The sequence below is a fragment of the Kiloniellales bacterium genome (assembly GCA_030064845.1).
Classification (GTDB): Bacteria; Pseudomonadota; Alphaproteobacteria; order Kiloniellales; family JAKSDN01; genus JASJEC01.
The window spans coordinates 17231-38552 of sequence record JASJEC010000087.1 but is presented as its reverse complement, the minus strand read 5'-3'; the positions used below and the strand labels follow the sequence as shown (position 1 = coordinate 38552).

At 65.0% G+C, this 21322-nt stretch carries 20 protein-coding genes; 14 read left to right on the top strand and 6 right to left on the bottom strand.

Annotation, left to right across the window (positions count from 1 at the left end):
• The first annotated feature begins 142 nt into the window (after positions 1-142).
• On the top strand, positions 143-1435 hold the full coding sequence (locus QNJ67_21235) for a PAS domain-containing sensor histidine kinase (GenBank protein MDJ0611511.1): 1293 nt from the start codon (positions 143-145) through the stop codon (positions 1433-1435).
• A gap of 404 nt (positions 1436-1839) precedes the next feature.
• Positions 1840-2505 (top strand): response regulator transcription factor, encoded by a 666-nt coding sequence (locus tag QNJ67_21230; GenBank protein MDJ0611510.1) that lies wholly within the window; start codon positions 1840-1842, stop codon positions 2503-2505.
• A 44-nt stretch (positions 2506-2549) separates the two neighbouring features.
• Here QNJ67_21230 and QNJ67_21225 read toward each other — a convergent pair whose 3' ends face one another.
• Both QNJ67_21225 and QNJ67_21220 read right to left on the bottom strand, forming a co-directional pair.
• Entirely contained in the window at positions 2550-4994 is a 2445-nt protein-coding gene (locus QNJ67_21225) for an FAD-dependent oxidoreductase (protein MDJ0611509.1), read from the bottom strand.
• Positions 4991-5896, bottom strand: a complete 906-nt coding sequence (locus tag QNJ67_21220; GenBank protein ID MDJ0611508.1) for a choline/ethanolamine kinase family protein — start codon at positions 5894-5896, stop codon at positions 4991-4993. The genes QNJ67_21225 and QNJ67_21220 overlap by 4 nt, the downstream gene beginning before the upstream one ends.
• A gap of 520 nt (positions 5897-6416) precedes the next feature.
• On the opposite strand from QNJ67_21220, the gene QNJ67_21215 reads away from it, so the two are divergent.
• From QNJ67_21215 to QNJ67_21175, 9 genes are all read left to right on the top strand, one after another.
• The gene (locus QNJ67_21215) at positions 6417-6599 is read left to right on the top strand and encodes a Flp family type IVb pilin (protein MDJ0611507.1); all 183 of its coding nucleotides are present in this window, start codon (positions 6417-6419) and stop codon (positions 6597-6599) included.
• A 223-nt stretch (positions 6600-6822) separates the two neighbouring features.
• On the top strand, positions 6823-7335 hold the full coding sequence (locus tag QNJ67_21210) for a prepilin peptidase (protein ID MDJ0611506.1): 513 nt from the start codon (positions 6823-6825) through the stop codon (positions 7333-7335).
• A gap of 51 nt (positions 7336-7386) precedes the next feature.
• Positions 7387-8226: a Flp pilus assembly protein CpaB gene (gene cpaB, locus QNJ67_21205; protein MDJ0611505.1), complete on the top strand. Its 840-nt coding sequence runs from the start codon at positions 7387-7389 to the stop codon at positions 8224-8226.
• Positions 8223-9626 carry a type II and III secretion system protein family protein gene (locus QNJ67_21200; GenBank protein MDJ0611504.1) on the top strand — a complete coding sequence of 468 codons (1404 nt, stop codon included), beginning with the start codon at positions 8223-8225 and terminating at the stop codon, positions 9624-9626. Before cpaB ends, QNJ67_21200 begins: the two co-directional genes overlap by 4 nt.
• 4 nt (positions 9627-9630) lie before the next feature.
• Positions 9631-10341: a CpaD family pilus assembly lipoprotein gene (locus tag QNJ67_21195; GenBank protein ID MDJ0611503.1), complete on the top strand. Its 711-nt coding sequence runs from the start codon at positions 9631-9633 to the stop codon at positions 10339-10341.
• A gap of 18 nt (positions 10342-10359) precedes the next feature.
• Positions 10360-11622, top strand: a complete 1263-nt coding sequence (locus QNJ67_21190) for a hypothetical protein (protein MDJ0611502.1) — start codon at positions 10360-10362, stop codon at positions 11620-11622.
• Between the two features lie 88 nt (positions 11623-11710).
• A complete protein-coding gene (locus QNJ67_21185) occupies positions 11711-13345 on the top strand; it encodes a CpaF family protein (protein MDJ0611501.1) in 1635 nt (544 codons plus the stop codon).
• Positions 13342-14355, top strand: a complete 1014-nt coding sequence (locus tag QNJ67_21180) for a type II secretion system F family protein (GenBank protein MDJ0611500.1) — start codon at positions 13342-13344, stop codon at positions 14353-14355. Before QNJ67_21185 ends, QNJ67_21180 begins: the two co-directional genes overlap by 4 nt.
• A complete protein-coding gene (locus QNJ67_21175; protein ID MDJ0611499.1) occupies positions 14352-15329 on the top strand; it encodes a type II secretion system F family protein in 978 nt (325 codons plus the stop codon). The genes QNJ67_21180 and QNJ67_21175 overlap by 4 nt, the downstream gene beginning before the upstream one ends.
• Before the next feature lie 15 nt (positions 15330-15344).
• Here the strand turns inward: QNJ67_21175 and metZ are convergent, their stop codons facing one another.
• Both metZ and QNJ67_21165 read right to left on the bottom strand, forming a co-directional pair.
• The gene (metZ, locus tag QNJ67_21170) at positions 15345-16562 is read right to left on the bottom strand and encodes an O-succinylhomoserine sulfhydrylase (protein MDJ0611498.1); all 1218 of its coding nucleotides are present in this window, start codon (positions 16560-16562) and stop codon (positions 15345-15347) included.
• Positions 16563-16585: 23 nt separating this feature from the next.
• Positions 16586-17011 (bottom strand): rhodanese-like domain-containing protein, encoded by a 426-nt coding sequence (locus QNJ67_21165; GenBank protein MDJ0611497.1) that lies wholly within the window; start codon positions 17009-17011, stop codon positions 16586-16588.
• A 313-nt stretch (positions 17012-17324) separates the two neighbouring features.
• Between QNJ67_21165 and QNJ67_21160 the strand changes: the two genes are divergently transcribed.
• The 3 genes from QNJ67_21160 to QNJ67_21150 all read left to right on the top strand — a co-directional run bounded on the left by QNJ67_21160 (position 17325) and on the right by QNJ67_21150 (position 19457).
• Positions 17325-18167, top strand: a complete 843-nt coding sequence (locus QNJ67_21160) for an FkbM family methyltransferase (GenBank protein ID MDJ0611496.1) — start codon at positions 17325-17327, stop codon at positions 18165-18167.
• An 86-nt stretch (positions 18168-18253) separates the two neighbouring features.
• Positions 18254-18901, top strand: coding sequence for a peptide-methionine (S)-S-oxide reductase MsrA (gene msrA / locus QNJ67_21155; protein ID MDJ0611495.1), 648 nt, complete (start codon positions 18254-18256; stop codon positions 18899-18901).
• Between the two features lie 172 nt (positions 18902-19073).
• A complete protein-coding gene (locus QNJ67_21150) occupies positions 19074-19457 on the top strand; it encodes a cytochrome c family protein (protein MDJ0611494.1) in 384 nt (127 codons plus the stop codon).
• A gap of 36 nt (positions 19458-19493) precedes the next feature.
• Here QNJ67_21150 and QNJ67_21145 read toward each other — a convergent pair whose 3' ends face one another.
• Together QNJ67_21145 and fghA are read right to left on the bottom strand one after the other, a co-directional pair.
• Positions 19494-20399, bottom strand: coding sequence for a fatty acid desaturase (locus QNJ67_21145; protein ID MDJ0611493.1), 906 nt, complete (start codon positions 20397-20399; stop codon positions 19494-19496).
• Between the two features lie 21 nt (positions 20400-20420).
• Positions 20421-21263 (bottom strand): S-formylglutathione hydrolase, encoded by an 843-nt coding sequence (fghA, locus tag QNJ67_21140; GenBank protein ID MDJ0611492.1) that lies wholly within the window; start codon positions 21261-21263, stop codon positions 20421-20423.
• Positions 21264-21322: the final 59 nt, after the last annotated feature.

The window sequence follows — 21322 nt, the reverse complement described above, 5'->3', positions numbered from 1 at the left end:
GCCGCCCGCGTGCGGACGACAAGAACAAGGCCAAACAACGAGAGGCCGAACTGCGAGAGGCAGAATGACGCGGTCCAAAGCGGGCTCCCTTGGACTATCCGGCCGTTCCGGTCGCAAATCTGACATCTCCTCTTCCGGGCGCTTGTCGCAGAGACCGACCTGCGGTGCGCGGTCGCGCGGGCCGGGTGGCGACCAGGCGGCGGCCGAGGTCGGCAAGCCGCCGGCCCGGACCAAGGCCAGGAGCGGTGCCAACGGTGCGGCGAAGCCGCGGCCCGACGGAATGCCGGAGGCGCCGCGGGCGGAGGCCACGGGGAGATTACAGGACCTCACGCGGCTGGTGTCGGACTGGATCTGGGAGACGGACCGGGACCTGGTCCTGACCTATGCCTCGTCCCGCGTAACCGAGCTCCTGGGTTTCCACCCCGCCGAGATTATCGGCCGCCCCTTGAGCGAGCTCTCGGTCGATCCGGGCGAGTTGACGGCGGTCTTCGGGGCAGGCCACCCGGCTCCGCCGTTTCGGGCGCTCGACCTCCGGCTTCGTAGCCGCGACGGCGGCGTGCATCGCTTCAAGGTCAGCGGGCTGCCGGTCTTCTCGGGGAACCGCCAGAAGTTCGTCGGGTATCGCGGAACGGCGCAGGACGTCACGCCCCTCGTCGCCAAGGAAGAGGCGCTGCGGGAAGCTGTCCAGGCGGCCCAGTCGGCCAATCGGATCAAGAGCGAGTTCCTGGCCAACACCAGCCACGAATTGCGCACGCCCCTTAACGCGATCATCGGATTCACCGAGATCATGCATGCCGGCCGATTCGGGCCGGTCGGCAGCGCCCGCTACCGGGACTACCTCGGCAACGTGCTGGAGAGCGCACAGCACCTGCTGTCCCTGATCAACGACATTCTCGACGTCGCCAAGGTGGAAGCGGGACGGGTCGACCTGGACGAGGCGCTTGTCGATCCCGCGGCGCTGGCGGACCAGGCGCTTCGCCTCGTGTCCGACGGCGCGGAAAAGGCCGGGATTCTGTTACGCGAAAACCTGACGGCGCCGGTTCAGATCTACGCCGATGCTCGCAAGCTTCGCCAGGTCCTGCTGAACCTGCTTTCGAACGCCATCAAGTTCACGCCGGATGGCGGTGAAGTCGAACTTACGGGCGCCCTGACGGACAGGGGCGAGTTCATCTTTCGTGTCGTCGACAACGGGATCGGGATCGCCGAGGAAGGCCTCGAGGCCGTCCTGACGCCGTTCGGCCAGGCGGACAGCCTGCAGCGTCACGAGGCCCAGGGAACCGGTCTCGGCCTGCCGCTCTCCAACGCACTGGTCAAGCTGCACGGCGGGCGCCTCGAAATTGCCAGCGTGATCGGAGAGGGAACCGAGATCGCCGTTTTCCTGCCGGTCGACAGGGTCGTGCACCGGAAGCTCGCAGCGGGCGGGGGGCAGCCATGACGAAGGTCGTTCGTCCTGCGCCCGCCAAGCGACAATCAACAGTTGCCAAAGACACCCTGCTTTTTCATGGATAGTTCGTATATAAACAATTTATTCAGAATTTTAGGGAAAATTTTGCCTACCCCATCCGTCAAGACCTCTCGATCACCCCACTTAGTCAGAACCGGCTAACCAGAAGAAAAGGCCTAAAACGCAAGTATAAATGGTAGAAAGATAAGTTTTGTTCAAAATACTGTTAATTGTCTTTATACCTTGACTAAACATAAATACGTAAACATAATAACTTGGATAATAACTACTTACCAAGTACGAGATGTGGAGTAGGCGCGGGGACGTTGGAAAGCAAAAGACGAGTACCAGACCACTGATCGTGCACGAAGAGTCAGGCAAGAAAAAGGAAAGTCATGAAGGTTCTAGTGGTTGACGATCATTGGATCTCGAGAGTTGCTCTCAAGCCTCTGATCGCAGAAATCGATCGCGATGCCGAGTGTCTGGAAGCGCAGAGCTTCGGCACGGCATCCGGGCTCATCGCGGAAAATCCGGATCTGGACCTGATCATCCTGGATCTTCTGCTGCCGGACATGGATGTCGCCGAGGGCTTGCGTAGCTTGCATGAGCAGGCGCCCCAAGTTCCGATCGTCGCCTTTTCCATGGTCGAGAACCGCCACGAGGTGCTGCGGACAGTCGAAATGGGCGTTGCGGGATACATTCCCAAGGCCTCGACCGGTGAGGAGATCGTCAAGGCGCTGGAGCAGGTGCTGGCCGGCGAGCTCTATCTGCCGCGCATGCTGCTGAAGGAGTCTGGCCAGAAGTCGACCGACTTTCGCGGCCACATGCCGCTCGACGCCGCGCCGCGGCAGGCCATCGCCAACCTGACGGACCGTCAGCGACAGGTCCTTTCGTTCCTGGCCCAAGGCATGACGAACACCAAGATCGCCAAGGAACTGGGGCTCTCGGAGAACACCGTGCGGATCCATATCTCGGCAATCCTGCGGGCGCTGGACCTGGACAACCGAACCCAGGCCGCTCTGCTCGCCGCCCAGTATCTGCGGACCGCGACCGCGATCTGAACCTTCGGCCCGTCGGCAGCGCCCCCGCGCTGGCGGGCCGGCCGTCAGCTCTTGATCCGACGGCGATGGGGGTCGAGCAGCGGCGCGGTGTGGAGCCGGCATGCAAAGCGCCGGCCTGCCACTTCCAGCTCGTAGTGGCCGCTCTCGAGAAACGCCTTATCGACCCCCTCGGCGTTGCGGACGTAGCCGTAGCCGATGTTACTCTCCAGCGTATAGCCCCAGCCGGCGCTACTCAGCCAGCCGACCGGCAGACCGTCGCGATAGACGGTCTCGCGCCCATGCAGGTGGCAGTCCGGATCCTCGACCGTGAAGCAGGCGAGGCGCTTGCGCAGCGGCCTTGACCTCTGTTCGAGCAGCGCCTGGCGGCCCTCGAACGGCAGAGCGCTGTCGAGCTTCACCGCCCAGGCCAAGCCCGCTTCCAGCGGCGTATAGTCGGGTCCGATATCGCTGCCCCAGGCCCGGTATCCCATTTCCAGGCGCAGCGATTCGATGGCCCGGTAGCCGGCGTGGCCCAAGCCCAGGCCTCGCCCGGCCTCGAGGATCTGGTCGTGGACCGCCAGCGCCTGGTCCACCGGAATATGCAGCTCCCACCCCAGCTCGCCCACGTAGCTGACCCTGAGGGCCCTGACCTCCGCCCCGGCGATCACCAGGTCGCGCCACTGGGCGAAAGGGAAGGACTGGTTCGAGAGATCGGCGTCCGTCACGAGGCTCAGCACCGCGCGGGAGCGCGGGCCCATGAGGCTGAGAACCGCGATACGCTCCGTCACCTCTGTCAGGCGGCAGCGGCCCCTATCGGGCAGGTTTCGGGCTATCCAGGCGTAATCGCGGGTCGCCGATCCGGTCCCGGTCACGATGTAGAAGCGGTCCTCGGCGAGCCGCGTGACCGTCAAGTCGCACTCGATGCCGCCGCGGCGGTTCAGCATCTGGGTATAGGTGACATGACCGACCGGCCGCTCGACCCGGTTGGCGCAGATCCAGGAGACCGCGGAGAGGGCATCGGGGCCCTCCAGCTCGTACTTGGCGAAGGAGGACTGATCGAACAGGGCCGCGGCTTCCCGGACCCGACGGTGCTCCCTGCCGACCGCCTCGAACCAGTTCGGACGGCCGAAGGAGTAGGCGTCGCCCGGCCGGCTGCCCGGCTCGCCGAACCAGTTGGCCCGCTCCCAGCCGAGCTTCTCGCCGAAGCAGGCGCCTTCTCCGCGCAGCCCTTCGTAGAGCGGCGAGCGCCGGGCCGGGCGCGCCGACTGGTGCTCTTCCTGTGGCCACGATATGGCGTAATGCTTGCCGTAGAGCTCGAGGGTCCTGGCGCGCACCCAGTCGATGTCGTGGTGGTTCGGGCCAAATCGACGGAGGTCGGCCGGCCAGAGGTCGATCGGCGGCGCCCCCTCGGCGATCCACGTGGCCAGGGCCCAACCGGCCCCGCCGCTGGCCGCGATGCCGAAGGCGTTGAAGCCGGCCCCGACGAAGAATCCGCTCAGCTCCGGCGCCTCGCCGAGAATGAAATTGCCGTCGGGGGTGAAGGATTCCGGGCCATGGATCATCTGCTTGACGCCGGTTTCGGCCAGGGCCGGTACCCGCGCCAAGGCCTGGTCCATGAGCTGCTCGAAGTGCTCCCAGTCGTCATCCAGGAGCGTGAAGTGGAAGCCCTCGGGGATGCCGTCGACCGCCCAGGGAAGCGGGTCGGGCTCGTAGCCGCCCATCACCAGGCCGCCGACCTCCTCCTTGAAGTAGGTGAGCCGGTCGGGGTCGCGAAGGGTCGGCAGGTCGCCCGCGACCCCGGCGATCGGCTCTGTCACCATGTACTGGTGCTTGACCGAGACCAGCGGCACGTTGACCCCGGCCAGGCGGCCGATCTCCCGGGCCCACTGCCCGCCGCAGTTCACCACGGTCTCGCAGCGGATATCCCCCAGGGTCGTGCGCACGACCGTAACCCTGCCGTTCAGGCTCGAGATCCCGGTTACCGGACAGTCCTCGATGATCGTGACTCCGCCGCTGCGGGCTCCCTTCGCCAGCGCCTGGGTCAGGTCCGAGGGGTTGGCCTGGCCGTCGGTCGGCAGGAAGGCCGCGCCGACCAGGTCGCCGGCTTCCATCAGCGGCCAGAGGTCGCGCGCCTCGGCCGGTGTCAGCAGGTGCATCTCCAGGCCGAACGAGCGCGCCGTCGTCGCCTGGCGCTTCAACTCGGTCATCCGGTCGGCCGAGCAGGCCAGGCGCAGGCCGCCGTTCTGCTTCCAACCGGTGGCCTGGCCGGTCTCGGATTCCAGGCGGCCATAGAGTTCCACGCTGTACTTCAGCAGCTGCGTGATGTTGGCGTTGCTGCGCAGTTGGCCGACCAGACCCGCGGCGTGGAATGTGGACCCGGAGGTCAGCTTGCAGCGCTCGAGCAGGACGACATCGCCGATTCCCAGCTTGGCCAAGTGATAGGCCGTGCTGCAGCCGATGATGCCGCCGCCGATGATCACCACGCGGGCCTGATCGGGGAACGGACTCATGGACCGTCTTGGCGCTGGCCGAAGGTTTCGCCGAAAGCCTCGTAGGCCCGCTCGAAGCGCGCTAGGTTCTCCTCCGTGTAGGCCGCGTAGTCGAAATCCAGCGTCGACTGGAACTCCGAGACCATCGACCAGAGGGTCTCCCGCAGCAGGGAAGCGCATTTCATCGCCTGATAGCTGCGGAGACCGGCATGGTCCGGCGGCGCTTCGAAATAGCTTTCCAGGAGCCAGCGCTCCTGCTCGGTGGACAGCTCGTTGTTGGACGCCAGCCCGCCGAGATCGAACAGCGGCGAGTTGAAGCCGGCGTACTCCCAGTCGACCAGCCAGAGCCGGTCCCCGTCATCGATGAAGTTGGCCGCCAGCAGGTCGTTGTGGGCGAAGCGCAGGTCTATCGGCCCGACGGCCCGCTCCAGCGCCTCGGCGGCCCGAAGCAGGCCAGGCAGCCGCGGCGCGTTGCGCGTCTCCTGCCGTGTCAGCGTGCCGACATAGTCGCGGACCACGTGGAACACCCAGAAGGCCAGCACCGGGCCGCGCAGGTAGCGCGGCAGCTCGAGGTGGCAGCGGCGAACCAGCGGAACGATGCGCTCGAGCATCGCCGGTTGGCGGATGTCTTCCGGCGCCAGGGTCTTGCCCTCGATCAGCCTGAGGACCATGACTCCCGCCTCCGCGTGGACGATTTCCGGCGATATGCCGGCCGCCGCGGCGGCCCGCGCGGCGGCCAGCTCGTTGAAGCGCAGCACGCCATGGAGCGGGATGTCGTCGCCGATCCGCACGAAGTAGCCTCGGCCCCGGTCGCGCACCGTGAAGTTCAGGTTGGTGATGCCCCCTTCCAAGGGCTCGGGCTCGACCGGCCCGGACCAGCAGGGCAGGGCGGCGGCCCGGGCGGCGGGGTCGCTCTGCGTCATCTTTCCTGGTGCTCGCTTACTTTCGATGCCTCTGTTCCGATCCAGGGACCGGCCCTGGATTTGCGATCATGGACGGATAAGCGCTCTGAAGCGAGTCACGGCATGATCAATGGATGACCCAAGAGGTTCCGTCCCGAGAATTTGGCCGTCTGAGGATCCTGGCGTCTCAAGAACGAGGCGTTCCATATCGCCGAGGTCGGTCCACCATCGGCGCCTTGCAGGGCAGTGGCGGCTTATACTCGGACGATATTACAAAATCTTTTCAAACTCTCGCGTGAAGAGCGGACAATAAATCCCATGTATTAAAAGTACCGCTTACCGCTTGCGGTGCCGTATCTGGAGTATCCACCAGAGGAGGTTGCTTGCTCCGTAGGCTCTGATTTAAGTGTTTATTAATCATAACTCCAAAATAATCAAGTAATTTTTCGCTATTTGTCGAATATTCGACCGATTTTCACAGATTGTTAAATAAATTGGCGTGATAATGCGCGCAGTTAGGCCCTTATTGGAGGTTGCAACCATGCAAAAGTCTTTCGTGTCCTTTCTGAAGGACGAGTCGGGCGCCACGGCCATCGAGTATGGCCTGATCGCCGCTCTGGTTTCCGTTGCCGCCATTGCCGCGCTGCAGGGCATGGGCACGTCGCTGTCGAGCATGTTCTCGGTGGTCGACTCCCAGCTTGAGGAGGCGATGCCCGCCCCGTAACCAGGGTGGCGTGACCCCTGGAGGCCGGAAACGGCCCGGGGTCACCATCGGACCAGTAAGAAAAGGGGCCGGAGCGGCAAACGCTCCGGCCCCTTTTTTGCGTCAAAACCTTTGGCAGAGAGGGATTTGTAACCTTTAGACGCGAAGCTCACGACGCGTCCCGGTCAGCCGGCTCCTTGCCCAGATGAAGGGGCGCGCTGCCGACTAGTCGTGGACGAGGACGATGCTTGAAGCCTCTCTCCCGGCGCTTCACACCGCGGTCGCGTTGGGCTTCATGATACTGGTTGTGGCCTCCGCCATCGAGGATGCGCGGCGCATGGTGATCCCGAATCGCTACTGCCTGTCGATCGTCCTCCTCTATCCGGCACACGTGCTCACTGCGCCCGATCCCGTGCAGTGGTGGATCGCCATTCTGGTTTCCGGCGTTCTCTTCGCGCTCGGCTTCTTGATCTATCTGCGAGGGTGGACCGCCGGCGGCGACGCGAAGCTCGTGGCGGCGGTCGGGCTCTGGGCCGGAGCCGACCACGTCGCCGGTTTTCTTATCCTTACCGCCTTGGCGGGTGGCCTCATGGCGATCGCGCTATGGCTGCGGCACCGGGCACAGCGCGCACCCAGTCTGGGCATGATCCCCTTCACTCAGGCGGATCCAGATTTCGCCAGAAAACCAATGCCTTACGGTGTGTCAATCGGTGCGGGCGGCCTTTACGTGGCCTTTACCGTTCTAGGGTTACTGTAAGCGTCAACGGCCCGTTAAGGAGAACGGTCAGTCATGTCAGCACGTAGCATCATGCTTGTCGCGGCCGCCTTGCTGCTCACTGTGGGGACGATGTTCGTCGCCCGCAGTTGGCTCGCCTCGCAGCGAGCCGCGCCGAAGGTCGTCGTCAAGGAGGAAAAGAAGCAAACCAAGGTATTGGTTGCGAGGGCCGATCTGCCGATCGGCATGTTCGTCACCGAGCAGCACCTCCGATGGCAAACCTGGCCCGACGACAATCTGCCCGACAACTATCTCGTCCAAGGGCAGTTCGACAGTCAGAGCCTCTACGGCGCCGTGGTTCGCCGGAGCATTATAAGCGGAGCGCCGATCGTCAAGGGGCAGATGATCACGCCTGGAGACCGAGGTTTTCTGGCCGCGGTGCTGAAACCCGGCTTCCGCGCCTACTCCATTAAGGTCAACGCCACTTCGAGCATCGCCGGTCTGGTGTTTCCCGGAGACCGGGTCGATCTGATCATGACCCACACGATCGACGCCAACGGCGTCAAACAACAGGTCAGTGAGACCGTCCTCAAGAACCTTCGGGTTCTGGCGATCGACCAGACCTTGGAGGACCAGACCGGGCAGCCGCGGGTCGGCAAGACCGTGACCTTCGAAGTCTCTCCCAAGCAGGCCGAGATTCTGGCGGTCGCCGATACGATCGGCCGTCTCTCGCTGAGCTTGAGGAGCTTGGCCAAGGACGAAGCCGAGCTTAGGCGCATCGTCAACTCCGGAGAGGCCCTGGCAGAGCCGGTTGCCACGCGCGGCCGCACAGCCACGCGGGACTTCGAGGCGAGCGTCCTGAAGGGCATCGCCGGGTCCGGTGTCTCGGTAGTCCGTGGCAGCAGCAAGCAGGAAGAGCAGGTGTCGAAATGATTTCCCTCCGGAACTGCAGGCGCGGACTCGCCGCGCTCGGCTTTATCGCCTTCGCCCTCGTCGGCAACGTCGACGATGCTTTGGGCGCCGCGTCGGCCAATTCTGGCGCTGAACAGCCCATTCAGGTCGAGATCAGCGAAGGCCGCCTGATCAAGCTGAGCGCCGCGGCCAACTCGGTCTTCATCGCCAATCCCGGGATCGCGGATGTCGCGGTCAAGTCGCCGCGGTTGGTCTACATCTTCGGCAAGAAGACGGGCGAAACGACGCTCTATGCCGTCGACCGCAACGATCGCCTGATCGCCAGCCTGAAGGTTGAGGTGGTCCACAACGTCAGCCGGCTGAACGACACCTTGTCGGCCTTCGTCTCGAGCGGCTCGGTCGAGGCCGTTTCGATCGACGGTGCCATCATCCTGCGCGGTTACGTCACCGATCCGGCCGACGCGGAGAACGCCCGGCGCCTGGCCGAGCGATTCATCGAAAAGGAGGAGGAGGTCATCAACCGGATCGCCGTCGCCGGCCCCAACCAGGTCAACCTGCGGGTCAGGATCGCCGAGGTCGAGCGCGCGGTGGTGAAGCAGTTCGGGTTCAACTGGGAGATTGCCTTCGAGAACGCCGACATTGCTCTCGCGCTTGCGACCGGCGGCAATCCCTTCACTCTTCCGGTTCTTCGAGACGGCTCCGTCGACAACGCAGTGGGTGTTGGCGATGCCGGCAACTTCGACATCAACGGCCTGATCGACGCGCTCGCCCAGGACAGCATGATCTCCATCCTGGCCGAGCCGAACCTGACCGCCATGTCCGGGGAAACGGCGAGTTTCCTGGCCGGCGGCGAGTTTCCCATCCCCGTGGTCGAGGAAGACGGCCGGGTTACGGTCATCTTCAAGGAGTTCGGCGTCAGCCTCGCGTTTACGCCGACGGTCCTCAGTCAAGACCGCATCAGCATGCGGGTCCGGCCGGAAGTGAGTGAACTCTCGACTGCAGGCGCGATCCAGCTCCAGGGCACCATTCTGCCGGGCATTCGCACACGCCGTGCCGAGACGACGATCGAGGTCGCCTCGGGTCAGAGCTTCGCGCTCGCCGGACTGCTGCAGGACTCGTCCGAAGAATCGCTTCGCGGAACGCCGGCCCTGCAAGAGATCCCGATCCTCGGCGAACTCTTCAAGAGTGACCGTTTCGAGCGCAATGAGACCGAGCTTCTGATCATTGCGACGCCCTATCTGGTCCAGCCGACCAACCAGCGCCTGCCGCTTCCGACGGATCCCTTCATGAAGCAGGATCCCTCTGCGCCGCGCGGTGGCTTTCTGGCTGGGGCGCCGAACGCCCCCGCGACCATTCCTCTGAACGCCCAGATTCCTCTCGCCCAGAACTCGGAATTCCGGGCCGAGTTCATCGTGGAGTAAACCGATGGCCAACCCTCGTAAGCACTGGAAAATCCGCCGCGCCTCGAGCCTCTTGGCGCTGGCCTCCGGTCTCGGATTGATGGGCTGTCTGCCGCCCGACACCACGATCCAGGATTACAACCCGCTGACCTACGGCAACTGGCGGCAGATTCCCGCGCGGCCGGACGTCTTCGTGGAGTCGGTCAAGCTGGTGCACTATGCCGATTTCGAGCCGCAGTCGGTTCGCCTCGACGCGGTGGAACGGGACCGGCTGCAGCAGTTCATGGCGGAAGGCAATCTTCGCCTGGGTGACCGCATCGAGGTGCAGGTTCCCCAAGATCCCTACGGTGCCGCGACCCCCAAGATCAGCGCCCGAAGCGATTACATGCGCGACGAACTGAGCGGGCTCGGGCTGCCGATAACGGTGGTGGAGACGCCGGCGCTGCCCGGTGGAGCCAACTACGTGGCTGTCGTTGTCAATCGCGCCGTCGTCATGACGCCGGACTGCGACACGGGTGAGCCCTGGATCGCGAACCGTCCCGATTACCAGGTCGGCTGCGCCTACAACAGCGCGCTCGGCATGATGGTAGCGGACCCGCGTGACCTTGTGCGCGGCCGGCTCCTCGGTCCTGCCGACGCGGAATCGACGGCGCGCGGGATCAAGGGATATCGCGAGCCTGCACAGAGAGATCAGGATGACGGTGGTCTCAATATCGAGTCGACCAGCGATAACTGATAGAGGGATAACGCGGATATGAGCGCGGCTGAGGATTTCGCGGAGTCAGACTCGCTGGCCATGGCGGGGGCGGACTGCGTCGCTTTCGTGAACGATATCCAGACCAAGGAGATCGTATCGACGGTCGCGCGCCAGTTCTACGACGAGCCGGTCGTGCGTGACGGTGACACATCCGATGCGCTCGCCTTTCTTTCCGAGGCGCCGGCCCCGCGGGTGCTGATCGTGGACATCGGCGACAACAACTCGCCTTTGAGCGCGATGCTGTCGCTGACCACCGCCTTTACCGAAGACACCCGTCTGATCGGTATCGGCGAGGTGAACGACATCTCGCTGTACCGCGAGCTGACCGAGGCCGGCGTGACCGACTACCTGGTCAAGCCGGTGAACGAGAAGGCCCTGGCCGGGGCACTGGAGCGGGCCGAGGAGCCCGTCGCCACCGCCAGCACGTCGGCGGCCCCCGTGACCGAGAATTCACGCAAGATCGTTGTGCTGGGCGCTCGGGGCGGGGTCGGCGCGACGACCATGGCGGTCAACTTCAGCTGGCTGTTCGCCGAGAGCTTCGGCATGCGCACGACCCTGATCGACCTGGATCTCGAATTCGGGACCGTCGCCCTGGCGCTCGATCAGGAACCGACCCGCGGGCTGAGGGAGGCCCTCGAGAACCCGTCCCGGATCGACGGCCTGTTCATCTCGAGCGCTACCGCCAAGGTGACCGACCGGCTGTCGGTCATGGCCACGGAGGAGAGCCTGGCCGGCGAGATCGTGTTCGCCAGCGACGGCGTCGAGGCGCTTTTCGACATTCTCGGCAAGTCCAACGAGTGCCTTGTCGTCGATCTGCCCCGCAGGTCCTACGCCCTGCGCCACCAGGTGCTCAAGGCGGCGACCCACGTCCTCTTGGTGACCGAGCTCTCGCTCTCGGGGCTGCGCGACACGATCCGCCTGCTCGGCAACGTCGAGGAGGCCGGCTCGAAGGCCAAGGTCATGGTGGTCGCCAACCGGGGCGGCGGCGACCAGCAGGCCATGCGCCTGCCGGACTTCCAAAAGGCCCTCGGACGCAAGGTCGACCTGCTTGTCCCCGACGAGGCCAAGGCCTTCAACGAGGCCGCCAACTCAGGCAAGCCGCTGGTGCACGCCGCGCCGCGCAGCAAGGCGAGCCGGGTTATGCAGAAGCTGGCCGGCGACGTCATGGGCAAGCGCGCCAAGGCGTCGAAGAAGGCGAAGGGCGCGCCCAAGAAGTCGCTGTTCAGCCTTCCTGGTCTGGGAAGCAGGAGCAATGGGTAGCATCGATGCAGGGAACCCCGCGGTCGGCGTGCCGGGCGGACTGCTGAATGAACCGTGTTTCAGAATGGGCAAGAGGAGCACACCCTAGATGGCCGGACAAACGCTCCGAGCCGAAGCCGGAAAGAAGCAGGGCTCGGATCTCGGACCCTATCTCGAGAGGATGAAGCCGCGGCTGCTGGAAGCCTTCGAGGGGGAGAACGTCGGTTCACTCGCGCGCCCGGAGCTGGCGCTGCGCATCGGTCAGATCGTCACCGACGACCTCGGGGCCGAGGCCGAGAAGTTCAACCTGCTCGAGCGCAGGACGTTGGTCTCCAACCTTATCGATTGGCTGACCCGTTGCAGCCCGGTGGCGCCGGCGGGCGGCGGCCGCTCGGCGGGCGGGCGTAACGCGGCGGCGACCCCGCGTCCGCAGAAGGCCGAAGCCAGCTCGGTCGCCGAGCAGCGGCGTGCCAATCCGGCCTACAACTCCGCGGTGGAGGCCGCGAAGGAGCGGATCCAGCCTCTGGTCATGGAGCGCCTGGATCTGGCGGCCGCCTCCCAGCTGCCGCGCGAGGAACTCTCCTCCCAGGTCGGCGAGATCGTCTCCGAGCTGCTCGCGGAAGAGCAGCTCCGCCTGAACGGCCAGGAGCACACGGCGGTCGTCGACCTTCTGCTCGACGACATGCTGGGCCTCGGTCCGCTGGAACCGCTGTTGGCCGACGAGGGCATCAACGACATCATGGTCAACGGCGCCCATCAGGTCTACGTCGAGCGCAAGGGCAAGCTCGAGCTGACCGACGTCCGTTTCCGCGACGACCCGCATGTGCTCAACATCTGCCGCCGGATCGTCTCGCAGGTCGGCCGCCGGATCGACGAAACAACGCCGCTCTGCGACGCCCGTCTCAAGGACGGCAGCCGGGTCAACATCATCATTCCGCCGCTGGCGATCGACGGTCCCTCGATCTCAATCCGGAAGTTCGCCAAGAAGGGCATCACGCTCGACGTCATGGCCAAACAGGGCAACATCTCGCCCGAGATGTGCACGGTCCTGAAGATCGCTGCCCGCGCCCGGCTCAACATCCTGATCTCCGGCGGCACGGGATCGGGCAAGACCACCCTTCTGAACGCCTGCTCGCAGATGATCGACCAGGGCGAGCGCATCGTGACCATCGAGGACGCCGCGGAGCTCCAGCTCCAGCAGCCCCACGTCGTGCGCCTGGAAACCCGGCCGGCCAACCTGGAGGGCTCGGGCGAGATCGACATGCGCGACCTGGTCAAGAACTCGCTGCGTATGCGCCCCGACCGCATCATCCTCGGCGAGGTGCGCGGCGCCGAGGCTGTCGACCTCCTGCAGGCCATGAACACGGGCCACGACGGCTCGCTCGGCACGATCCACGCCAACCGACCCCGCGAGGCGCTGACCCGCCTCGAGAACATGGTCGGCTTGGCCGGCATCAACCTGCCCAGCAAGGCGGTGCGCACCCAGATCGCCGCCGCGGTCGACATGATCGTCCAGGTCCAGCGCCAGCGCGACGGTATGCGGCGGATCACCTACATCTCCGAGATCGTCGGCATGGAAGGCGACATCATCACCACCCAGGACCTCTTCACCTTCCAGTTCGAGGGCGAGGGCGAAGACGGGTCCGTCAAGGGCAGCTTCAAGTCTTCGGGCCTGCGGCCGAACTTCACGCCCAACGCCGCCTACTTCGGCCTCGACAAGCGTCTCATGGAGGCCATGGGATGATCGAGGACCTGCTCGCCGGTCCGCAGAACCCGGAGGATCTGCTTCTCCTGATGATTCCCCTCGGGGGGGTCGTCCTTCTGCTGTTGGCTTTCGCGGTCGGCGGCTCGAAAGAGAAGCAGCTGAACCAGCGGGTCCAGCAGATCAAGGGCGGGCGGCAACCCAAGGACGCGTCGGCCCCGACCAGGAAGGTCAACGTCAAGAAATCCACGGCCGACAGTGATATCCAGGCCTTGGACAAGCTGATCAAGAACGCGCTGCCGCAGCGCGAACTCCTGCGCAAACGCCTGGCCGCGGCGGGGATCGAAGCGCCGCTCGGACGCTACCTGGGTATCTGTTTCGCGATCGGAGTCGCGGCCGCACTCGCCTGCATCGCGTCGGGGCTGGTGCCGCCCCTGGGCGCCCTCTTCATCGGTATCGTGGCGGGCGTGGCGGTGCCGCATGTGGTCGTCGGCGCGATGGCGAAGCGCCGTCAGAACAAGTTCGTGGACGCTTTTCCCGACGCCATCGACCTCATGGTGCGCGGCCTCAAATCCGGCCTGCCGATCAGCGAGTCGATCAAGACGGCCGGTCAGGAAGTGCCCGACCCGGTCGGCGAGGAGCTGCGCCGGGTGACCGATGCTGTCCGGATGGGTACCAAGCTGGAGGAGGCGCTCTGGGAAACCGCGGAGCGGCTTAACCTGCAGGAGTTCAAATTCTTCACCGTGAGCCTGTCGATCCAGGCGGAGACCGGCGGCAACCTGTCGGAGTCCCTCGGCAACCTCTCCTCGGTCCTGCGCGGCCGCCGGCAGCTCAAGATGAAGATCAAGGCCATGTCTTCCGAGGCGAAGGCCTCCGCCTACATCATCGGCTCCCTGCCGTTCGTCGTCGGCTCCCTCATCTACGTGGTCAACAATTCCTACGTCATGAAGCTGTTCATTGACAGCCGTGGCAACGTGATGCTGGCGGTCGGGGCCCTCATGTTCATGATCGGCGGCGGCGTCATGTACAAGATGGTGAAGTTCGAGATATGAACATCCTGGAGTATCTGCCGGAGGGAACGGCGATCGAGGATGTTATCGTCCTGCTCGCCGCGATCACCGCCTTTGTGAGTACCTTCGCCGTCTGGTCGGCGCTGCTCCACCGGGACCAGGCGGCCAAGCGCGCCGCCATGCTTGCCCAGCAGCGCGAGGCCTTGCGCAAGGGTCTGCTGGCGCCGCGCCGTTCGCAGGAAAAGAAGCAGGCGCCGGAGGTCATGAAGCAGGTGGTCGACCGCCTGCAGCTGGCCCGCTCGGAGCGGACCGAGAAGATGAAGCTGAGTCTGGCTCAGGCCGGATGGCGGTCGCCCGACGCCATGACCCGCTATCTCTTCGCCAAGTTCGTGTTGCCGTTCGGCATGGGCGCCGCCGCGCTCTTCCTGACCTATGGCGCCAATTTCGGCAACATGAGCGGTAGCGGCAACATGCTCGCCACCATGGCGATGGTGGTCCTCGGGTTCTTTCTCCCCGAGATCGTCATCAAGAACGCGACGACCAAGCGCTACAAGGCCGTCCAGAAGTCCATGCCCGATGCGCTGGACCTCATGGTGATTTGCGCCGAGGCGGGTCTCAGCCTGGACGCGACGCTCTCTCGGGTCGCCGATGAGATCGAGAACGCGGCGCCCGAGGCGTCCGACGAGTTCAGCCTGACAAGCATCGAGCTCGGCTTCCTGCCGGAGCGCCAAGACGCGCTGAAGAACCTCGCTCTGCGCTGCGACCTGACGGCTGTGCGCGGCATGGTCAACACGCTGCTTCAGTCGGAAAAATACGGCACGCCGCTCGCGCACTCCCTGCGCGTGCTGTCCCAGGAATCCCGTGACGAGCGCATGTTGAAGGCGGAGGAAAAGGCGGCTCGCCTGCCCGCCCTGATGACCGTCCCGATGATCATCTTCATCCTGCCGCCGCTCTTCATCGTGCTGCTGGGGCCGGCGGTGCTCGACGTGATGGACAACTTCACCGGGGTCTTCTAGCTGCTCCTCCTGGCCTCAAGCGGCCAGCGCCTGGGCGAGGTCCTCCTCGATGTCTGCCACGTCTTCCAGACCGACCGAAAGTCGGATCAGCCCGTCGCCGATTCCCTGCTCCGCGCGCTCCTCCGGTTTCAGCCTCTGATGGGTCGTGGTGGCCGGATGGGTGATCAATGACTTGGCGTCTCCCAGATTGTTCGAGATGTCGATCAGCCGGAGCGCGTTGAGGAACCGGAAGGCCCGTTCCTTCCCGCCTCCCAGCTCGAAAGCGATCAGCGAGCCGCCGTCCTCCATCTGGCGGGCGGCGAGCGCGGCTTGGGGGTGGCTCTCGGAGCCGGGATAGAGCACCCGCCGGGCGGCTTTCTGACCCGCCAGGAACCCGGCGAGCCGGCGCGCGTTGGCGCAGTGCTGGGCGACGCGAAGCTGAAGCGTCTCCAGGCCCTTGAGCATGACCCAGGCGTTGAACGGGCTCATCGAAGGACCGGTATGGCGGTAGAAGCCGAGCAGGTGGTCGTCGACAAAGGCCTGGTCGCAGAGGATCGCGCCGCCGAGGCAGCGGCCTTGCCCGTCGATGTGCTTGGTCGTCGAGTAGACGACGATATCGGCGCCGAAGTCCAAGGGGCGTTGCAGGACCGGCGTGGCGAAGACGTTGTCGACGATCACCTTCGCTCCGGCACTGTGCGCCAATCCGGCGACGGCGGCGAGGTCGATGATCTCCAAGGTCGGGTTGGACGGCGATTCCAGGAAGACGCAGCGGGCGCCGGGCGCCAGGGCCCGTTCCCAGGCCCGGAGGTCGGTTCCGTCGACCAGCACGGTCTCGATCCCGAAGCGCGGTAGAATTTCAGCGATGATGTAGTGGCAGGACCCGAAGAGCGCCCGGGCTGCGACGACCCGGTCACCGGCGTTCAGTTGACACATCAGCGAAGCGAAGACCGCCGCCATGCCGCTGGCGGTCGCCCGGCACGCTTCGGCGCCCTCGAGTTCCTTCAGGCGCGTCTCGAAGACCGAGACGGTCGGGTTGCCGTAGCGGGAGTAGATGTAGCGGGCTTGCTCGCCCTTGAAGGCGGCCTCGGCTTCCTCGGCCGTCTGGTAAACGTAGCCGGAGGTCGTGTAGATGGCCTCGGCGGTTTCGCCGAACGGGCTGCGGCTGAGGGCGCCGCGGACCAGGGCGGTCTGGCGGCGCCAGGGCCGAGGCGCCGCCTTGTCGCTCGCCGCGCCGGCCTGACGATTCGGTTTCATGGCATTCGACCCTTTCCTCCGCGTCACTGCTGGGACCAGGGCAGGCCGGTGGCCTTCCAGCCCGCCGTCTGCCCGCGGTGGCCCGCGGCGTCGCAGGGTCCCTCGAACCCGTCGGCGACGTTGAGGCAACGGCTGAAGCCCGCCTGGGTCAGGGCGATCGCCGCGTGGCGCGAGCGGATGCCCGAGCGGCAGATCAGAAGCACCGTTTGCCCGGGCGTGACGCCGTTTCCGGCGACCTGCTCGACGAAGTGCGGATTGAGCGCCATGGTCGGGAACAGCTGCCAGGGAATACAGTGCAGCGCCCGGTTCAGGGGGCGAAGGTTGGGCAGGCCCACATAGGCCCACTCGGCGTCGGTCCTGACATCGATCAGGACGGCGTCGGGCTCGCTTTGCAGTATCTTCCAGGCCTCGGCCGGACCGACATCGCCTGCATACCCGTCTTGTGCCATGACTGCTCCTCCACCTTGTCCCGCTGCCCGGTCCGGCGCGCCAGGAGCCGGGAAACAAAAAAACCGCCGCGGCTGCGCCGGGCGGTCCTGCCGCTCGCTTTAGCCGCATTTCTATAGCGCCCGCAAGCTAAGCTTCAAATCGGCGCTGAACGGAAGCAGATCACTCGCAGACTGCTCTGTCAAGCCGGACGCGGCAGCGAAAGCCCTTTACGCGGGCGCGATTGTAGCCAACCCTCGGGGCCCTGCGCCCAAGCGGCGACCCATCTAACAGGCCGGCCGAAGCCGTCGGCGTAACCTTCTGTCTGGGAGGGTGATGATTGAGGTCCAACACACGCTCGCCGAGACCATAGAGTTCGAGGGACAGCTCGACGTCGTCGATATCGGCGCTCGTGCCGGACGCGGCGGCAGTCCCTACCGAAAGCTTCTTGATGCGGGCCTCGCCAGGGTCGTCGGCTTCGAGCCGGACCCCGAGGCCCTCGAGCAATTGAGGGCGCAGAGCGGGCCCCGGGAACGCTATCTCCCCTACGCCGTGTTCGACGGCAAGACTCGCCAGTTCCGGGTCTGCCAAGCGCCCGGCATGTCTTCTCTGCTCGAGCCGAACAGCGAGCTGCTGCGATACTTCCATGGTTTTCCGGAATGGGCCCGGGTTCGGGAGCGCGTCGACGTCGAAACCGTGCGTCTCGACGATGTCAGCGAGATCGAGGGGATGGACTATCTCAAGATCGACGTCCAGGGCGCCGAGCTCGAGATTTTTCGCCACGGCATCGAGAAGCTATCGGACTGCCTGATCGTTCATACCGAGGTCGAGTTCCTGCCGATGTATGTCGGCCAGCCGCTGTTCTCCGAGGTGGAGTTGTTTCTCCGCGGTCTCGGGTTCAGGTTTCATCGTTTTGCGCCTCTGGTCAGCCGCATGATCCAGCCTCTGCAGGCGGGGCAAGACCTCTACGCCGGTCTCAGCCAGATTTTTTGGGCCGACGCCGTTTTCGTGCGTGATTTCACCAAGCTGGAGAGCATGGAACTGCCGCAGCTGAAGAAAATGGCCCTCGCTCTTCACGAGATCTACGGTTCCTACGACCTCGCTCTGCGCTGCCTCATGGCCTGCGATGCCAGATCGGGCACGGACTACGCGCCCGCGTATGCGAAGACCTTGTCGTGAGCTGCTTTTTGCCGGCTGGCAAGCCGAGTGAAGACTGTATAGTCGAACCCGGAACCCCGTTGGGCCTGCTGATTGGAGCCTTGCTGATGCCCCGACCTTCGATCCCGGCGCTTCGGATCACGGCACTCGTCCTGATCATCGTCTATCTCGTTTCGGGCCCGGCCCCGAAGGCCGCCGCCGAGAACCTGGAAGTGGCGACCTTCGCCGGCGGGTGCTTCTGGTGCGTGGAGTCCGATTTCGACACGGTGCCGGGCGTCGTCGGCACGCTGTCCGGTTACACCGGCGGCATTCTGATCGATCCGACCTACCGGCAGGTTACGGCGGGCGGCACCGGTCACTACGAAGCGGTCCAGATCAGCTTCGACCCGCAGCAGGTCAGCTACGCCGAACTTCTGGAGATCTTCTGGCGCAGCGTCGACCCGACCGACGGCGGCGGCCAGTTCTGCGATCGCGGCGAGAGCTACCGCACCGCCATCTTCGCCAATTCGCCGGAGCAGAAGAAGTTGGCCGAGGCCTCCAGGCAGCGCTTGGAGGAGAGCGGTATCCTCGACCGGCCTATCGTGACGCCGATAGAGAGCGCCGGCCCCTTCTATCCGGCCGAGGACTACCACCAGGACTACTATCAGAAGAATCCCTTCCGATATCGCCTCTACCGCGGGCGCTGCGGGCGAGATTCGCGGGTCCAGGCGGTCTGGGGCGAGGAGGCCCACCGGGGCATCGCGAAGCACCAGTAACGCAGGCGCCCAAGCGGTCCCGGACGACGGCGGGACCTTGAACCGCCCCGGCCTGCTCGGCGTATCATAGGTTGGATCATGAACGTTCAGCCGCTGTTTATTGCGTGCGATTTCTGGCGCTTAACCCTATGATCCGGGGGAAACGGCTAGGATACAATTTCGGAGGTAGCGGATGAGACTGTTGCAACTCTTGGTCTTGCCTTTGGCGATCGCGGGAACTTCCGTGACCATGACCGGCCTCGCTCTGGCGGGCGACGCCGCGAAGGGCGAGAAGATCTACAGGAAGTGCAAGGCCTGTCATGCCTTGGAGGCCGGCAAGAACAAGATCGGCCCGACGATGCACGGGGTTTTCGGCCGGACCGCCGGGGCCGTGGAAGGCTTCAAGTATTCTAAGGCGATGAAGGAGTCGGGGATCGTCTGGGACGAGACCACGATTGCCGCCTACCTCGCCGATCCGAAGGGATACATCCCCAAGAACCGGATGGCGTTCGCCGGCCTAAAGAAGGAAAAGGACCGCGACGACCTTATCGCGTACCTGAAAGAGGCCTCTCAGTAAGAACCGACCGGTTTTGGCCGACTGACGCGTGAGCCGTCAGCGGCCGAAGCCGGCGATGAGTTCCCGCTGGTAGCCGGTGTAACTGGCGGAACGCACCGCCACAGCGTCCCTTATGACGTCATGGGCCGCTGGCAGGGCGTGGAACGGGACCGCGGGAAACGCGTGGTGCGCGGTGTGGTAGGGCATGTTCCAGGCCAGCGCCCGCACTGCGGCGTTGCTGTGCGTCGTGCGGGAATTCCGCAGCATGTCGGGAACGTGAGGGCAGCCGCCGTGCTCGGCCAGAAGGTACATGCGCAGGAAGGGCTGACCCGCGAGCGCCGGTAGGATCCAGTAGATCACGGCGACCAGGCTGCCCGAGGCGACGGAGAGCGCCGCGACGGCCCCGTAGACCAGCCATAGAATACGCGCCTCCAGGACGATGCCGGCTGCTTGCTGGCGGGGTACGAAGGGCGCGTCAACCCGCCCGGTAAGCGCGTGGGTCAGGCTGGTCGTGATCCGTTCCCGCCAATAGGGCAGGCCGGAGACCACCCAGAGATAGGATGGCCACGACGAAGGCATGACACGCTGCAGCTCCGGGTCCCGCTCCGTGTCCTGGGTGAAGCGGTGGTGGGCGAAATGGAAGGCGCGAAAATAGGCCGGCGGCAGAACGATCAGGGCGCCGCAGACCCAGGCGAGGATATCGTTAAGCACCCGGGTCTTGAAAGCGGTGCGGTGAATGCACTCGTGCAGCGGCGCGAAGAGGAAGATCAGCACGATGCCGTGGGCGAGCAGGGCGGGCAGCGTCCAGGGACCGCCCCAGGCCAGGCCGAGAAGGGTCGCGGTGGCGCCCAGCGCCAAGAGATGTAGGCCAAGCTGAACCAGGCCTTTACCATCGGATCGCGCGGAAAGTCGCTTCAGCGCCTTCTTGTCTATCGTTGACGGGTCGGCGAAGGCCTCGTCCATGACCGCCTCTGCTCCCCTGCGTCAGGCGCCGAGAGACGCCGCGTGGTGGCGCAGGTGGTCCTCGATAAAGGTCGCGATGAAGTAGTAGCTGTGATCGTAGCCCGGCTGCATCCGGAGCTCGCAGTGCTGCCCTGCGTCCTCGCAGGCCTCGACCAGAAGGTCGGGCTTGAGCTGGGTCTCCAGGAAGTCGTCGGCCGCGCCCTGGTCGATCAGGATCTTGGCCTTTGACGGACGGGTACGGATCAGCTCCGTGGCGTCGTAGGCTTTCCAGGCCTCGCGGTCGGGACCCAGGTAGCCGGTGAAGGCCTTCTCGCCCCAGGGGCAGCGCATGGGCGCGCCGACCGGGGCGAAGGCCGAGACCGAGCTGTAGGTCTCCGGGTGCTTCAGGTGGATGGTCAGGGCGCCGTGGCCGCCCATGGAATGCCCCATGATTCCCTGCCGGCTCAGGTCGGCGGCGGGGAAGGCTTCCGCCAGGACTCCCGGCAGCTCGTCGGTGACATAGCTGTACATTCTGTAGGCTTTGGACCAGGGGGCCTCGGTCGCATCCAGATAAAAGCCGGCGCCGGTGCCGAAATCGTAAGCGTCGCCCTCTCCGGGAATGTCCTGGCCACGCGGCGAGGTGTCCGGCGCCACGACGAGCAGGCCGAGCTCGCTCGCCACCCGCTGCGCGCCCGCCTTGATCGTGAAGTTTTCCTCGGTGCAGGTCAGGCCGGAGAGGTAGGTGACCACAGGCACCTTCCGGCCCGCCAGAGCGGCCGGCGGCTGGAACACGGAGAAGCCCATGGTGCCGTTGCAGCAGCGGGAGTCGTGGCTGTAGAAGCCCTGGACACCCTCGAAACAGCGGTTCTCGGATTTCGTTTCCATGATCGGGGTGTCCGCTCCTCCGGCCTCGCAGTTTTGGGGAGGGTTGCATGATCGGCCGT